The organism is Pontibacter diazotrophicus (assembly GCF_003367245.1).
In the GTDB taxonomy this organism is placed as follows: Bacteria; Bacteroidota; Bacteroidia; order Cytophagales; family Hymenobacteraceae; genus Pontibacter; species Pontibacter diazotrophicus.
This window is the reverse complement of record NZ_QRGR01000019.1, coordinates 98897-115436: the sequence shown is the minus strand read 5'-3', so window position 1 is coordinate 115436 and position 16540 is coordinate 98897. Positions and strand designations below refer to the sequence as shown.

Sequence of the window (16540 nt, the reverse complement as noted above, 5' to 3'; positions counted from 1 at the left end):
ACTATGAAAATGGATAAAGAAGTACAATCAACCATTCATCACCTGATAGAAAGATGTAAAGATGGTGCGAAAGGTTACAAGACAGCATCTGAAGATATCGAAGATAAAGACCTGAAAGACCTTTTCAGAAAATACGCGGTGCAGCGCGACAGCATGATTACAGAACTGCAGGACCAGTTGCACAAAATGGGCGCGACTGATGATGAGTCAAGCTCTATAGAGGGTACTATACATCGTGCCTGGATAGACATCAAATCTATTGTTACCACACAAGACCGAGCGCGTGTGCTGGAAGAGTGTGAGCGTGGCGAAGATTATGCCGTTAAAGCATACAAAGAGGCCTTAGATAAGAACCTGCCAGGTGAACTGAAGCCAATCGTACAGCAACAGTACGATGACGTAAAAAGCGCTCATGACCACATCCGCTCATTACGTGATGCTGCAAAAGCGAATAAATAAACTATTTGTATTACCAAAAAAGAAAGGAGCTTCGGCTCCTTTTTTTGTGCCCAAAGTTTTTCGAGTGTAGCAGTCGCCTGCTACGCACACCTCTAGAAAAACAAATGTAAAAACAAAAAGGCCGACGTTTCAAGTCGGCCTTTTCTAACAGTTTTATAAGCTTTTTACACTTTAAACTCTGTATGGTATTGTATACGGAGCAAAAGGGACGAAGTTTATTTTATTTTTAGAATCTTCTTTTACGGAAGCCACCGCCTCCACCACCGCGGTTTCTGTCACGGTCACCACCTCTGTCTCGATCGCCACCGCCTCTGCGGTCTCTGTCTCTGAAAGAGCCGCCGCCGCCACGGTTTCTGTCACGGTCAAAGCCGCCACCGCCTCTGCGGTCGCCTCTGTCTCCGCCACCGCTGAAGCCGAACTCATCACCGCCACGGCCACCTTCTTTCGGGCCACTGCCTTTTTTCTGCGATTTCTCTACCACCACCGAGCGGCCCTGGTATTCTACGCGTCCTAAGTTGGCAACAATCTCTGCTGTATACTCAGAAGGCACCTCCACAAAGCTGAACTTGTCGTACAGGTCGATATCTCCTACCCTGCCGGCTGGAATGCTGGCGTTCTGGGCGAGCAGGTCGATAAGGTCTTTTGGGTGTACCTGGTCTTTTTTACCAATGGTGATGAAAAGACGGTCCATGCCATCTTTTGTAGCGCTGAGTCCTTTTTCAGCCTCTGCACCTTTCTCTTTCACCTTGGCTTCCTTCATGCTCATTTTGAGCAAAGCAGACGCTACGTCAAGCGGGGTATAACCATCCGTCTCGTTCACGAAACGCTCGATACGCGCTATTTGCTTGGCTAAATGCCCTTTCTCCAGCACTTCTTTCACCTTATCAAAGAAAAGGGTGGTGCGGATTTCATTTACATCTTCCAGAGAAGGTATCTGCTGTAAAACAATCTTCGCTTTAGTAAAGCGCATGATGTCTTTTATTTTGTACCCATCTGTACGGCCTCCTACAAAAGAGAAGGCTTTACCAGACTTACCAGCACGGCCCGTGCGGCCAATGCGGTGCACGTAAGACTCTTCGTCCTGCGGCAGGTCATAGTTGATAACAGCCTCTACATTCTCCACGTCAAGACCACGAGCGGCCACATCTGTGGCTACAAGTATCTCCAGCGTGCCGTTACGGAACTTGCCCATTACATTAGAGCGCTGGTTCTGGTTTAAGTCACCGTGCAATGCATCGGCAAAGTAACCACGCGCCTGCAGGCCATCTACCAGTTCATCCACCATACGCTTGGTATTGCAGAAGACAATGGCAGACTTCAGGTTGTACATGTCAATCAGGCGCGATACTGCCTCCTGCTTGGCGCTGCTGCGCACTTCAAAATATACCTGGTCAATGTTGGTTACTGTCAGTTCCTGGTGTACCACTTTCACGATAACCGGATCTGTCTGATAACGCTTCGTCATCTCCATGATCGGCTTCGACATGGTAGCGGAGAAGAAGATTGTCTGCCGGTCTTCCGGAATACGCTCCAGCACATACTCAATGTCTTCACGGAAACCCATGTCGAGCATTTCGTCTGCTTCGTCCAGAATAATCTTTTTCACGTTGTCCAGCACCAGCGTGCCGCGCTCGATGTGATCCATCACGCGGCCTGGCGTACCGATTACAATTTGTACACCCTGCTTAAGGGCACGCAACTGGCGGTCATATGGCTGTCCGCCATAGATAGGCACCACGCTGATACCCGTTTTATATTTTGCCAGTTTCTGGATTTCACCTGAAACCTGAATAGCCAGTTCACGCGTTGGGCAAAGGATCAGCGCTTGTACGCTGCGGTCATTTGCATCAATCTGCTCAATGGTCGGAATGCCGAAGGCAGCCGTTTTACCAGTACCCGTCTGGGCCTGGCCAATAATGTCTCGTCCTTCTAATACAACCGGAATTGCCTGTGTTTGGATGGGAGAGGCTTCTTCGAAGCCCATGTCTGCGATAGCTCGCTGAACTTCCGGCGATAGCGGAAGCTCGTCAAATCTGATTTTGTTCATCTAATTTACTTAATATACCTAATAAACCTGGGCCAGCCTGCTATTCAACCTATTTCTCTGTTTTCTAAAGAGAACGACACAAAAACAATAAACAACCAGGTTAGCCTACGGTGGGAGTATCCAGTTATCAGTAATTCAGACTGTACCAAATCGGGTACAAAAGTACGCAATAAATACCAGTATAGCTAACGCTTTAGAAAAATATAATATATATAGCTTTTGTACTGTTTTGAGAGACTTGCCGTCCTCTATCTTCTATTACCATAAAACATTATACTTTGTTTAGTTCTGCACTCATTTTAGTGTTCCAACATTCGCAAAATCATAAATATTCGTTGTAAAATAGCAACATAAAAGCCGCTCACCCGTTACAAGAACCAGTTTACCAGGCATATAACACACTTGGCCATATTTAAAACAAAATCGTGAATTTTTTGGATTAAGATGTCGTAATTAACGAAACAAATAGTAGCTAAAGCTTCTTAAATAACGGCAAAAGTTACGAATAAAGTTGAACAGTTACTGTGGTGCCTCCAGGCATTTCTACACTAAACATCGTGTAACAGAACCCGTTTGCCAATCTCATTAACAGTTGATAGCCTTGCCGCAACAGTTAATCCCAGGTTTAAAAAATATGGAAAAATATACCCTAACCTTAACCACCTATTCCTATGTTACACTTTTCCAAAATTTCAACACAAGGCAAAGACTTTAACCTGATTGCTTCCGGAGCGCTTGCTTTTAAGATCCACAACAAGATTCTTAAAGATGAGGCTTTTCAACGCGGTTCTAAAATCCAACGCAACATGCTGCTCGGTAGCGCCCCGGCAAGAGCTTTGAACCAGGACCGCCGAAACGTATTCTATGTAATCATTTCTGACCTTGACAAGATGAACATCGAATCGCTCTGCAGTATGATTAGGCAGGAACGTGCAAAGGGTAGCTATGCTGTGTGCCAGGTGATACCCTTGTATTACAACGAGCCTTCTTTTAAAGCTTTGAAAACTTTGCGTCAGAATTTTGATGAAGTGATTGAACTGAATAAATTCAACCTTGGCAATAGCAAGGCGCTGATGAGTGCTGAGCAACAGCAGTGCCTGATAACCGATTATTCACTTTCCATGGCCCGCATCATGTACCACGTTTGTGTGAAAGATTTTGCGCCATTCAACAGTGAGCAGACAGGCCAGTTAGCCTACGCCAGTTAACCCCGAAAAAATCCCCCAGATAGAGCCTCTGTCCCACCAGGATAGAGGCTCTTTATTTTATGTGCCTGATGCTATAGCCTTTACAATAAATCCACTGAAAGAAATAGAGGATGATTTGCCTGCACACACTCAGAAGGTGTATCTTTATACTATAGCTCCCCTTCCTTATGCCTTCAATTTTTAAAATATACTCCGCCTCGGCCGGTTCGGGTAAAACCTATCACCTGACAAAGGAATACCTCAAACTGGCACTGCAATCCCCTGACCCGGACTATTACCGTTCTATCCTGGCTATTACATTCACAAACGATGCCGCCGCCGAGATGAAAGAGCGTATTTTGGGTGCGCTGCGCAATTTCAATGACCCTGACATTTCAGAAAAGGATAAGAAAAACAGCGAACATTTGCTGGAGGGCATTACGGCAGACTTACAGGAGGCGTATCCGGAGGACCTCGTGGACAAGGAGGAAGTGCGCAGGCGGGCAAAGACGCTCTTCCGCCAGATTCTTTACAACTACAGCGACTTCTCCGTAAGCACCATCGACAGCTTTGTGAACAAGATAGTACAGGCCTTTACAAGGGAGCTGAACATTCCGCACAATTTCGAGGTGGACCTGGACTCAAACACCCTGGTAAGTACGGCAGTATCGCTGCTGCTCGACAAGGTGAGCGACAGCAAGGGTGACCTGCTTTCGGAGACGCTGGAGCAGTATGCCCTGGAGAAAGCCCGGGAAGGCAAAAGCTGGACCATGCTGCCCGACGATCTGATGGACTTTGCCAAAAACCTGCTGAATGAGCAGGTGTATGAAGCCGTAACAGACCTGCAGCAACTCACACTCGAAGACTTTAAAAAAGTGAGGGAGGAATTGAGGCAGGTAGTGCAGGACGTGGAGGCCGCGGTGCAGGCGACTGCCAGCGAGGCCACAGCGATTATCAGGAATGCCGGCCTCTCCCCCACTGATTTTTACCAGAGCACCCGCGGCATTTGCAGCTATTTTAACACCTGGCAAAAGAACGTGGACCTGAACTATGGCAACAATTACGCACGCACCACCATCGAAGAAGATAAATGGTATGCAGGCAAAGTTAGCACAGCCACCAAAGCACAGATAGACCAGATAAAGCCGGAACTGACGGCGCTTTACCAGCAGATAGAAAATATAAAGGAGCAATATGCCGAAACTTTCACGCTTATACAGGCCATTGTACCGCACCTTTATAAGGTGTCGGTGCTGAACGAACTCGAGAAATGCCTGCAGGAAATTAAGCGCGACAAAAACACCATACATATATCGGATTTTAATAAGCGCATTATCGACATTGTGCTGCAGGAACCGGTACCGTTTATTTATGAGCGCCTGGGTGAGAAATACAACCACATCCTGATTGATGAGTTTCAGGACACGTCGGTGCTACAATGGAACAACCTGCTCCCACTCGTGGACAATGCCCTGGCCTCCGGGCACTTCAGTATGGTGGTGGGCGATGCAAAGCAAGCCATTTACAGATGGCGCGGCGGTGAAATGGAGCAAATCCTGCATCTATACAAGGAGACAACACAGCACCTGTACCAGAACCGCCGGCATGGGCACCTGATTGAGGAGCGTTATCAATCGGTGGATCATGCGCTGCAGCCGGATACACTGAAAGAGAACTACAGAAGCAGAGTAGAGATCATTGACTTCAACAACGAACTTTTTACCTATATCAGCCAGGGGCACCAGGAGTTCAAGATGTTTTCCTCCATCTATGATGATAACTTTCAGCAACAGGTACCGGTGGGCAACGACAAACGGGGTGGGCATATCCAAATCATGTTCACGCATCCGGAAGACACAAACTATAAGTATGACCTGAGCACCTGCAAACGAACCGAAGAACTTTATAATGGCTACACCCGGCCGGAGGTTTTAAGCTACGATGAGAGCACGCTGAATATGGTGTTGCAGTTGGTAGAAGAGGCACGGGCCGAAGGCTATCAGTTGCAGGACATGGCCGTGTTGTGCCGCACCAACATTAAAAGTAAGCTTATTGCCAATTTTCTGAAAGAAAGAGGATTCGATATCATTTCACAGGATTCGCTTTCCCTGCAGTTTGCAGAGGTCATCAACCTGATCGTCTCCCTGTTTCGGGTCTTCAACCGCCCCAACGATACGCTGGCGAAGTCGGAGGCGCTGTACCTGGTGTGCAAAGTGGCGCTGGAAACAATTCCGGATGTGGGCATGACGCAGCGGATTGCTGAGATTGCAAATGAGCCGGACAGCGAGCCTTTTTTTGACCAGCTGCGGGTATTCGGTTTTGATGTGCAGGAGCGCGAGACTGGCAACCTCTCTATCTATGAGCTCACAGAAAAGCTCATACGCATCTTCAGCCTGCTCGACAAAAACAACGAGAGCGAATACCTCTTCCGCTTTCTGGACCTGGTGCTGGAGTACAGCCTCAAGCACAGTAACAATCTCAATAACTTTCTGGGGTATTGGGATGTGCAGAAAGAAAAGCTGAGCATCAACACGCCAAAAAACCGTGACGCCATTACCATCACCAGCATCCATAAATCAAAAGGACTGGCATACCCTATCGTCATCATTCCTTTTGCGGATTGGGGTACAGAGCCGATGAGCCGCTCCCTTATGTGGAGCCAGCTGCCAAACGAAGTCACTGTAACGGGTAAGCTGCGGAGTGTCGCAGTTAACATAAGTTCTAAACTGGAGAAAACGATTCTGGCAGGGCAATACAATACAGAGGTAGAGAAAACCTTTATCGAGAACCTGAACATGCTGTATGTGGCCCTTACCCGCCCTATCGACCGCCTTTACCTGATTGGGAACGGCAAAGATCTGCTGGAGGATAAAAAAGCTGCGCGTGCGTTGGAGGGATCTGCCAAAAATGTAAGCCACCTGCTGTACCGCTACCTCGTGCACAAGGATATGTGGGAGCCGGGTAAGATGTGTTACCAGTTGGCGAAAGGCACTGCACAACCCTCACGAGCTACTCAACAAGACAACGACCATACCTACCACCTTGATTACCTGACAGCCACTGACTGGGAGCAGCGCCTGAAGATAAAGCAACACGCCAACAACGTATTTGATTTTGAAACGCAGGCCCTGCAGCGCCAGCAAAACCGTAAGTTGCATTATGCGCTCGCCCGCATGGCCTTTGCCACGGAACTGGACCAGGTGATGCGCCAGATGGTATACGAAGGCATCATCAGCGACCGGGACAAACCTTTACTGAGGCAGAAACTGAATGAGGTGTTGCACCACCCGAAGATGGCGCATTACTTCTCTAAAAATGTAGTGGTGGAGCATGAAAAGGAAGTGCTGGATGCCCGTGCCTACCTTTATAAACCTGACCGTATTGTGTTCGATGCCGATGCCGTGGTATTGATTGAGTTCAAAGTGCCGCCACCTGAGCCCAGCCACCGCAACCGCCTTGACCACTACGCCGTCCGCTTCCGGCAACTGGGTTATCAGAAAGTGAAATGCGTGCTTTATTATTTTGAGACGCAGCAGGTAAAGACCTGGAGCTATGGTGGTAAAACGGAGCAGCTTAAAATGGAGTTATAAGTCTATCTTTGGGCTGCAAAGATATGCGCTTCCAGAACATGGCGACGGCTGATTTCGTGTAATAGCAATGCTTTTAAATAAATCGAGCTTTGTGAGAACCTGAAATCTCCCATTCTCGCTTTCGAAAACAAAATTTAAACACACTTCCGAGTCTTCATTTTACTTGAAAAATTTAACCTTGTTTGTATTCAGCGTATAGTTTAGCCAATATTTAATAACATTAACAATAATGTAGAACGAGTCGTGCGGTCTCTTGAATGATTTATGCAAAACTATAACAACCTGAATGTCGACCTATCTAACTGTGACACTGAACCTATCCATATTATAGGCAGAATTCAGCCACATGGTTTTCTATTTATCCTGGACCAGGCTACGTTGCAGATAGAGCAGGTGAGCCAGAATGTAGAACAATACCTGCAGATCAAAGCGGAGAAGCTACTTGGAAAGCACATTACTGCTATCTGCCGGGAGGAGGAACAAGCAAAATTGGTAGAGCAGTTAAACCAGACGCACAAAGGCAGTCCGCAGCTACTGCAGCTACAGGGGCAACAGTTCTTTGGTTTTCTGCATCTGGAAGGCCAGAAATTGATGCTGGAATTTGAGCCAATGCCGCAGACAACTGCACAGGGGAGGCTGGAAAACTCCCTTGCCTTTTGCCATTTCCAGTATGAACTGAATGAGCATCATGTGCTTGAAAGCCAGGCGAACCTGCTCCTGGAATTTGTGCAGCAAACCCTGGGCTATGACAGGGTGATGCTTTATGTTTTTGATGAGGACTGGCATGGAGAAGTAATCGCTGAGAAAATAAAACCAGGAATTCGCTCTTACCTACACCACCATTTTCCGTCCACCGATATTCCGGGACCAGCCAGAGCGCTGCTGATGAAGAAACACGTAAGGCAAATCCCGGACGTGCATGCTACCGCAGTTGACATTATGCCCTATATGAATCCAACAACCGGAAAGCCTTCCAACATCATCCGGTCGGAACTACGTAACCCGTCGGAGATCCACCTGGAATACCTCCGCAACATGGAAGTAAGTGCCACCCTCTCCTTTTCCATCCTGGTCAGGAACAAATTATGGGGGCTTATTACGTGCCACCATACAACGCCACTGTTTATTGACTACTGGAAGAGAATGGCCTGTAACCTGGCTGCCATGGCCTTTTCGAACGCTATTATAGCCAGCAGCGAAAAGCGTGACGTGCACAAATTTAACAAACAGAAGCAACTGGAGGAAGCGCTGCTTGCACAAGTAAACCTCGCAGGAGACTTATTTAAAGGTCTATTCGAACAGCAACACACACTGCTCCACCTTACTTCCTGCCAGGGAGCGGCAGTCTACTTCAACAGCACGCTTCGGGCGGCAGGGAAAACGCCTTCAGACGATCAAATAAGGGGAATTATAGATTGGCTCTCAGAAAAGAAGGAAGAAAGGATATTCTCCACAAGAGAACTCTCCAAACATCTGCCAGCTGCAGTACATTACGCCGATACCGCCAGCGGCTTGCTTGCGGTTGAAATTTCCCGCTACAACAAAGAGTATATACTGTACTTTAAACCCGAAATACAGGAAAAGCGCATTTGGGCCGGGGACCCGGAAAAGCCGACTGCCAGCGCAGACCTGAGAGTGCACCCACGGAAGTCATTCAGCCGGTGGGAAGAAATTATCAAGGGCAAATCACTGCCATGGTCCCTGAATGATCTGGAAATAGCGCAGATATTACAGAAAGATATTACGGCTATCCTGCTACGGAACCAGGCAAATAAGCTCAAGGACCTGAACCAGGAAATGGAGGCATCAGCTGAAGAACTCCGGCAGAAGAATAACCGGCTGGAAGATTTCGCCCACATCATATCGCACAACCTGCGCTCCCCCATGAGTAATATGCAGGGGCTATACGCGCTTTACAAAGAGGACCCGACACAGGAAACCGTGGTTGAGGTGATGAAACGGATGAACCAGATGATACATAACATGTCCGATACCGTGCAGGACCTGAACCTGATTCTGGATGTGGCACTGGACCAGCAGCTGCAGCAGACGAAAGTGCAGGTGGCAGATGTTATCGAAAAGCAGTTGCAGAACATGCAGGCGGCCATCCTGAAAAGCAACGCGCTAATTGAAACGGACCTGCAGGTACAGGAGATACCTACCTCCAAAGTATATTTCGAAAGTATACTGCATAACCTGCTGTCGAATGCCCTTAAGTACAGCGCAGACGGCAGACGGCCAATTATCAAAATCAAAACCTGGCAGGAGGACAAGCAAATCTGCCTGGCAGTATCGGACAACGGAATGGGAATGGACCTGGAGAAAATGGGCCACAAAGTCTTCGGACTCTATAATACGTTTCATAAAGGAAAAGATTCTAAAGGCATTGGCTTGTACCTTACCAAGATGCAGGTAAAATCATTGGGAGGAGATATAGCGGTGGAGAGTGCCCCGGATCAGGGAGCTACTTTTGAGGTTAGATTCATAACAGCTCAGCATTAACCGGCACAGACGCTAAACATACCCACAGTTCGTCTTTAGCAATGTCATAAAAAGCTTGAGCTCCTAATTTACTCAAGCAAAACAAGGTTCAGGATAGCTTTAAAATTCGGAAAAGATTATATACCAGAATATGGAACAGCGATTAACTCTCATCACACTTGGCGTGACGAACCTCCAGCGTTCGAAGGCCTTTTACCAGAACGTATTTGGCTGGCAGCCCACTGCCCTTAGCACCGAAGCAGTAGTTTTTTTTCAGTTGAATGGTCTTCAACTGGCCCTGTTTCCGCAGGAGTCTTTGGCTGATGACGCAGGAGTGCCGGCAGATGGCAAGGGCTTCCGTAGATTCTCGCTGGCGTACAATGTGCAGTCAGAGCAGGAAGTGGACGAACTGGTGGCATCGCTGGAAGCGAAAGGCGCCAAAGTGCTGAAGCAACCGGAGAAAGTATTCTGGGGTGGCTACAGCAGCTATATTGCTGACCCGGACGAAAACCTGTGGGAGATCGCTTATAATCCTTTTATTCCACTGGAGAAAGATGAAGTAGGCGCTTCGATACATTGATCGCTAATTAACTGATCTGATACTTTTAATCTGTTTACAAAATAAAGAACCTACCCCTACCCCTCCCAAGAGGGAAATACTGCAAGAGTAAAAGATTCCCCTCCCTGGAGGGGGTTAGGGGTGGGTAACAGGTTTATCTGAAATGGCGCTGGTGTTATTCAGCGCCTGGTTTAGAAATCATTCCCGGAACATCGTTCACCCATACAACACAAACACCCTTGCAGACTTTCTTAGAGCTATCAGCAAAATACGTTTACGAAAAGTATAAAGAGAATATCAGTGATCTGTGCATCGTGCTGCCTTCGCGGCGTGCGAGTTTCTTTTTCAAAAATGCTTTGGCGCAGGCAGCTACAGAACCCATCTGGTCGCCGGAGGTGTCTGCGATGGAGGATTTCATCTGCCGCCTGGCGAAGACGGACGTGCTCGAGCCGATAAACCTCCAACTTGAGCTGTATGACCTGATGCGGGAGCAGGATCCGACGCTGGACTTCGACCAGTTTGTGACATGGGCCGCCACTTTGTTAGACGATTTCAGCCGCATCGATCAGAACCTGGTGCATACGGGCAAATTGTTTGAGTACCTGGGTGAAGCCAAGGCGCTGGAGCGCTGGGACCCGAAGTACCTGGGCAAGGAATTCTCCCCTACTATGCGCAAGTACTTCAGTCTCTGGGACAATATTGAAAAAACCTACCATAACCTAAAAAAGCGCCTGCTGGAGAAAAAGCAGGCTTACACCGGCATGGCCTTCCGTAAAGTGGCAGACAACATCGACCACATCGCCAAAGAATCTGACTGTGCCCAATACATCTTCATCGGCCTCAATGCCCTGACTGCTTCGGAAGAAAAGATTATCAAAACGCTACTGAAGCATGAAAAGGCCGAGGTGCTCTTTGACTCAGATGAATTTTATATGGAGGAGAATACGCCGAACCGTGCCGGGAGCTTCCTGCGGAAGTATAAGAGTACGTGGAAGTTGCCGGAGTGGCGCTGGCAACAAAACCTCCTCCTGACCGACGACAAGGAGATAAACGTAATTGGTGTGGCCAATGCCAGTATGCAGGGAAAGCTGGCGGGGCAGCTGCTGCAGGAAATACGGCAGCAGGACAAACACGCACAGGTAGCTATTGTGTTGCCCGATGAGACACTGCTCCTGCCGGTGCTGCACTCTATACCGGAAAACATTCCGAACTATAACGTGACGATGGGTTTGAGTTTTAAAGGAACTCCCCTTTTCAACCTCATCGATTTGCTGTTTGAAGTGCACCTGACAGGCATCACCCAATTGCAGGAGTCCGGTTATAAAGTCTACCAGTACCACCACCTGTCCGTCACGAAGCTGCTCACGCACCCCTTTATCAGGCGCTACGAACTTTATGTGAATGACCAGCCGGATCAGGAAAAATACCACGGCATGATACAGCGGGTGCTGGACAAGATTGTGGAAGACAACAAGGTACTGGTGTCGGCGCAGGAACTCCTGAAACTGGGCCAGCAACACCCGCTCTTCGAGGTGCTATTCAAAACCTGGCGCGACTGCGACGACATTATTGCCAGCATGTACAGGCTCATCGACTTGCTGCGCGAAGTCTACAGCCACGGCCACAACACCATTGAGACGGAATACCTCTACATTTTCTATACCCTCGTCAAACGCCTTGACACGATTTTCGACTGCCGGGAGCACAAGATATCGGTGCGCAGTTTCCGCAAGTTCCTCTACGAGCTCATCTCATCCACCCGCCTCCCCTTCAGCGGCGAACCCATCGCTGACCTGCAGATAATGGGTATGCTGGAGACGCGCGCGCTTGATTTCGAAAACCTGATCATTCTGTCGGTGAACGAGAATACGCTACCGGCACCCAAACGCCACCAATCGCTGATGCCCTACGATGTGCTGCGGGAATTTGGCCTGCCGACCTACTCCGAAACGGAAGGAGCGACAGCCTATAATTTTTACCGCCTGCTACAGCGTGCCAAGCGGGTAAACCTGCTCTACGTACTGCCCTCCGACACCTATGGCTCGGGCGAGAAGAGCCGCTTTATCCTCCAGCTGCAAAATGACCTCGCGCTGCGTAACCCTAACATTAAATTCAGGGACATGACGGCTGCCGTGGAGCAGAAAATGAAACGTGAATACCACGAGGACATCCTGATTGAGAAAGATGCCCAGACAATAGAGCAGCTTAAAAAGGAACTGCAACGGGGGCTTTATCCTTCGCACCTGAACATGTACATCAACTGCTCGCTGCAGTATTACTTCACGCGCATCGCTAAAATGCAGGAGGTAGAAGAAGTCGAGGAACAGCTGGGTGCAGATAAGTTCGGTACGCTCGTACACCAGGTGCTGGAGGATTTCTTCCGGGAGTTTGAACAGACAGCTAAGCCCATTGAAGTTGCTGATGTAGAGTTGATGCTGACGCAGCTGCCCGGGCAGGTGAAAATGGAATTCAGCCGTGTAACGCGCGGGGCAATGCCGGAACGCGGTATGAATCATCTCCTCTATAAAGTGGCGGTGCAGGTGTTGGAGAAATACCTGCAGAACCTGCTCCATTCAGACGAACTGCCACTTTACGTGCTGCGCCTCGAAGAAACACTCTCGGCCACACTACCCGTGCAAGTGGGCGACGAGGAGGTGCAGGTGCGAATAGCCGGTAAAGCCGACCGCATTGACCTGACGGGCCACAGTCTTCGGGTAATAGACTACAAAACAGGTAAGGTGGAACCGGGTCAGCTAAAGGTAAAACCGGAAGAAGTGGAGCTGCAGTTTACTACTGATCCGAAGTATGACAAAGCCCGCCAGCTCTGGCTGTACCAGTACGTGCTGCAGCGTACGCTGAAAGAGCAGCCAGAAACCATACTGCGCAATGCACAGCACGTGGAGCCCTGGAGCATTCAGCCCCATTCCGGCATTCTATCCTTCAGGAACTTAGACGCAGGTGTGATGACATCCGAATTTAATTTTACTGAAGCAGACGGCGCTACTCCTAAGGACTTTATTGCTGCTTCTGAGGCACTCCTTTCCGACTTCGTTCGCCGCATGCTGGACCCGGAGGAGCCAATCCGGAAAACAAACGACCTGGATGTATGCCAGTGGTGCCCGTATAGAGGAATTTGCGCGAGGTAAGCCTGTTAGAAACAGAGCAGTTCAATCTCTTCAAGAAAAGGAATAACATGAATTGCCTTTGGCAGTATCAAAAACAAAAAGCACAACACCGTTTATGAATTCATAAACGGTGTTGTGCTTTTTAGCTGTATATAAATAGGTGATATCTTTCTGCTGATGGCGACTATACCTGAATCTTTCGATAGTCAAACTCCAGCAGGTTCTGAATGGTATCACGGTGGGCGTCTCCCGACATCTTTTGTGCATCCGCATCCACCATTTCCTCTGTGCCTATCAATAGTTTCCGTTTGATGTTATCCGGATCTGCATCTCTGGAGAAGTAAAGCGCCACATACTCTGTTTTTCCAAAATAGCCATGAGCGCCATAGCCCATCGAATTCAGGATGCCATCCAGCTTCCCTTCCACTCCTGGCTCCGCCTCGCCTGCAAAACCGATGTATTTGAAGTTGTTGTCGTTTTCAATTTTGTGGCGTGGAAACAATTTCAGTACGCCTTCCTCAAACTGCTTTTTATTTTGCTCGTCTTCGAAATAATATAACAGAACATAATTAGTCATAAATTCTTCAATTAATGGTGAAAACAATAGGTGCTTATTTTAAAATACGTGCGCATGAGGCAATGGTTGATTCCTGCCGATGTGCTTCAAAACCGCTGTTTCTATTAAGTTTAGCCAGGTACGGGTTCTGCAACACCTGGAGCATCACTGGCTACCACGAAAGCTGATCCGCTGGATCAGACATATGTGGTTTCATCACAACAGGGCAACACGTTCGGAATAAATAGTAGCTTTGCATCCTGTAACATAAAGTATAGCAGTTTCATAGCACACCTGATTGAATAGAGTAATAGACATATTAGCACGGTATGGGCTAACGCTGCAGATTTTTAAAACAGCCCTTGCAGCTGCCCTTTCCTGGTTTGTGGCCACGAATCTGTTGCAAGCGGACTATCCTTTTTTCGCCGCTTTGGCCGCTATTCTCACCGTGCAGGTTACTGTGGCAGACTCTGTTGACAAAGCCACACAACGCTTCATAGGCATTGTGGGTGGCGTGGTGCTGAGTATGCTGATGGGGCACTGGTTTAATGTGGGGGCGATTTCTATTTTCTTCGTGATACTGCTTGGCATGGGCATTTCCAAAGCGCTCCGGATGAACCCTCAGGTAATTTCACAGGTTGCCATCAGCTCTTTTCTGGTACTTGCCTTCGGGCAAAGTGAGGAAGGTTACGCTTTTGCCAGAATCATCGAGACAATTTTAGGTTCAGGTATAGCCGTGCTGATAAATGGACTGATCGTGCCTCAGAATGCCATACCAGATGTTGAGAGAAGCATCATCACTTTTAGCAGGCTGTCTGCGACAACACTAAAGAGCCTGAATGTACTGCTAGACAACAACGGCAAAAACAGGAAAACAGGACGCTCTGAAGTAGATGCCCTTATCAAAGAAACTGATAGATGCCATCAGACACTGCAACTGGCAGAACAAAGCCTGAAGTATAACCTGTTTCTGACGCACAAAAGAACCAGGCTGAGCCGATTAGCAGTTGGCATTAGTAAGCTGGAGCATATTACGGTTCAGATCAGGGGGATGCGGAGAGGACTCTCAGATTTACAACTGAACGAAGTGTTTCAGCTGGAGTATGACAATATACGGCAGCTTAAAAGAGCCATGGGGGCAACAGCAGACTGTGTCGCTGCTTTCGGCGAAACAATGCTAGTGTCCTCAGAAGAAAACCTGTCTCTTCTCAAGCAGAACATTCTGACGGCCCGGGCAGAGCAGGCGCTTTGCCTCCAGGATTTTAAACGCATCTCTTCGCTTGAAACGCTTCGGGACGTGGGGAGCATCCTGACCGACTTAAACCGTATAGTAGCTGAAACAGAAAGGCAAAACCCGGTAAAAGAAATAAAGCTGGCTTAAGCACTCGTTTCCTACAGGTACCAGCTTTTGTTCCTCAGGTAAATATTCTTGATTGAAGACGGATACTGCCTTTGTTAAAATCCACTACAAGGGGAAAGAAGTTTCTCATACTTCCGGGAGGGCAACATACGTAAAGGGGAATGGCACCAGGCAAACACCAAAAACCTTGAGATGAACTTAATTGATATTCTGCTTCTGATAATAATCCTCTCCAGCGCCATTACCGGCTGGCACCGTGGTTTTATTCTTGGCCTGCTGGATCTGATCCGGTGGATTGGAAGTCTGCTGATTGGCCTGCGCTTTTACCCTTATGCAGCAGGCTGGCTGGAAGAGTTAGTGAACTGGAGCACCACCTGGATTTTGCCTGTAGCCTTTCTTCTCGTTACGTTTACTGCAAGCCTACTGCTACATTACCTGGGTTCACTGCTCCTGCAAAACTTACCCCACACCCTACACAAACGAAGTTTTAACAAAGCATTAGGCCTCGTGCCGGGGGTATTTAGTGGTTTGGTAACTGCAGTCATTTTAGCTGCCCTGCTACTTGCCATCCCCCTGCCACAAAGTATGGAAGCAACTGTACAAAACAGCAAACTGGCTAACAGATTTGCGGCCCACACAGAGCGTATTGAAATGGCGCTGGCCCCTGTGTTTGAAGACGCAGCACAGCGCACCCTCAACAAGCTTACCGTTCAGCCGGGCTCAGATGAATTTATTGAACTCCCCTACCGGGTGGAGCAGGCAACACCTCGCCCGGACCTGGAGGCACAGATGCTGGAATTGCTGAATGAGGAACGTCTAGAGAATGGATTGCCTCCCCTGCAGGCCGACACGGCCCTCCGCGAAGTAGCCCGCCAGCACAGCGAAGATATGTTTCGGCGCGGCTACTTCTCACATCACTCTCCCGAAGGAGACACGCCTTTTGACAGGATAAGGGAGGCAAACGTTCGTTTTCTGGCTGCCGGTGAAAACCTGGCGCTGGCTCCTACCCTTACAATTGCTCATGAAGGATTGATGAACTCACCTGGCCACAGGGCAAACATACTTCAAAGGCGGTTTGGAAGAGTGGGCATTGGCGTGCTGCAGGGAGGACCCGGAAGGCTGATGATAACACAGAATTTCCGGAACTGAGCAGAATGGATGGTTTAAAGGATGTTT

General features: G+C 48.5%; 10 protein-coding genes. 8 read left to right on the top strand and 2 right to left on the bottom strand.

Annotated elements, in window-relative coordinates; translation table 11 throughout:
- The first annotated feature begins 9 nt into the window (after nucleotides 1–9).
- Nucleotides 10–459 carry a ferritin-like domain-containing protein gene (locus DXT99_RS16990; protein WP_246000795.1) on the top strand — a complete coding sequence of 150 codons (450 nt, stop codon included), beginning with the start codon at nucleotides 10–12 and terminating at the stop codon, nucleotides 457–459.
- 226 nt (nucleotides 460–685) lie between these two features.
- Here DXT99_RS16990 and DXT99_RS16985 read toward each other — a convergent pair whose 3' ends face one another.
- Nucleotides 686–2506 (bottom strand): DEAD/DEAH box helicase, encoded by a 1821-nt coding sequence (locus DXT99_RS16985; RefSeq protein ID WP_115566777.1) that lies wholly within the window; start codon nucleotides 2504–2506, stop codon nucleotides 686–688.
- A 671-nt stretch (nucleotides 2507–3177) separates the two neighbouring features.
- Between DXT99_RS16985 and DXT99_RS16980 the strand changes: the two genes are divergently transcribed.
- The 5 genes from DXT99_RS16980 to DXT99_RS16960 all read left to right on the top strand — a co-directional run bounded on the left by DXT99_RS16980 (nucleotide 3178) and on the right by DXT99_RS16960 (nucleotide 13469).
- Nucleotides 3178–3714, top strand: a complete 537-nt coding sequence (locus DXT99_RS16980) for a hypothetical protein (protein ID WP_115566776.1) — start codon at nucleotides 3178–3180, stop codon at nucleotides 3712–3714.
- A gap of 167 nt (nucleotides 3715–3881) precedes the next feature.
- Entirely contained in the window at nucleotides 3882–7283 is a 3402-nt protein-coding gene (locus DXT99_RS16975; protein WP_115566775.1) for a UvrD-helicase domain-containing protein, read from the top strand.
- Nucleotides 7284–7547: 264 nt separating this feature from the next.
- On the top strand, nucleotides 7548–9785 hold the full coding sequence (locus DXT99_RS16970) for an ATP-binding protein (protein ID WP_115566774.1): 2238 nt from the start codon (nucleotides 7548–7550) through the stop codon (nucleotides 9783–9785).
- Nucleotides 9786–9915: 130 nt separating this feature from the next.
- A complete protein-coding gene (locus tag DXT99_RS16965; protein WP_115566773.1) occupies nucleotides 9916–10344 on the top strand; it encodes a VOC family protein in 429 nt (142 codons plus the stop codon).
- Between the two features lie 218 nt (nucleotides 10345–10562).
- On the top strand, nucleotides 10563–13469 hold the full coding sequence (locus DXT99_RS16960; RefSeq protein ID WP_115566772.1) for a PD-(D/E)XK nuclease family protein: 2907 nt from the start codon (nucleotides 10563–10565) through the stop codon (nucleotides 13467–13469).
- 163 nt (nucleotides 13470–13632) lie between these two features.
- Here DXT99_RS16960 and DXT99_RS16955 read toward each other — a convergent pair whose 3' ends face one another.
- On the bottom strand, nucleotides 13633–14025 hold the full coding sequence (locus tag DXT99_RS16955; protein WP_115566771.1) for a hypothetical protein: 393 nt from the start codon (nucleotides 14023–14025) through the stop codon (nucleotides 13633–13635).
- 277 nt (nucleotides 14026–14302) lie between these two features.
- Here DXT99_RS16955 and DXT99_RS16950 point away from each other — a divergent pair, with 277 nt between their 5' ends.
- Both DXT99_RS16950 and DXT99_RS16945 read left to right on the top strand, forming a co-directional pair.
- Nucleotides 14303–15385: an FUSC family protein gene (locus tag DXT99_RS16950; protein ID WP_115566770.1), complete on the top strand. Its 1083-nt coding sequence runs from the start codon at nucleotides 14303–14305 to the stop codon at nucleotides 15383–15385.
- Between the two features lie 171 nt (nucleotides 15386–15556).
- On the top strand, nucleotides 15557–16513 hold the full coding sequence (locus tag DXT99_RS16945) for a CvpA family protein (RefSeq protein WP_115566769.1): 957 nt from the start codon (nucleotides 15557–15559) through the stop codon (nucleotides 16511–16513).
- Nucleotides 16514–16540: the final 27 nt, after the last annotated feature.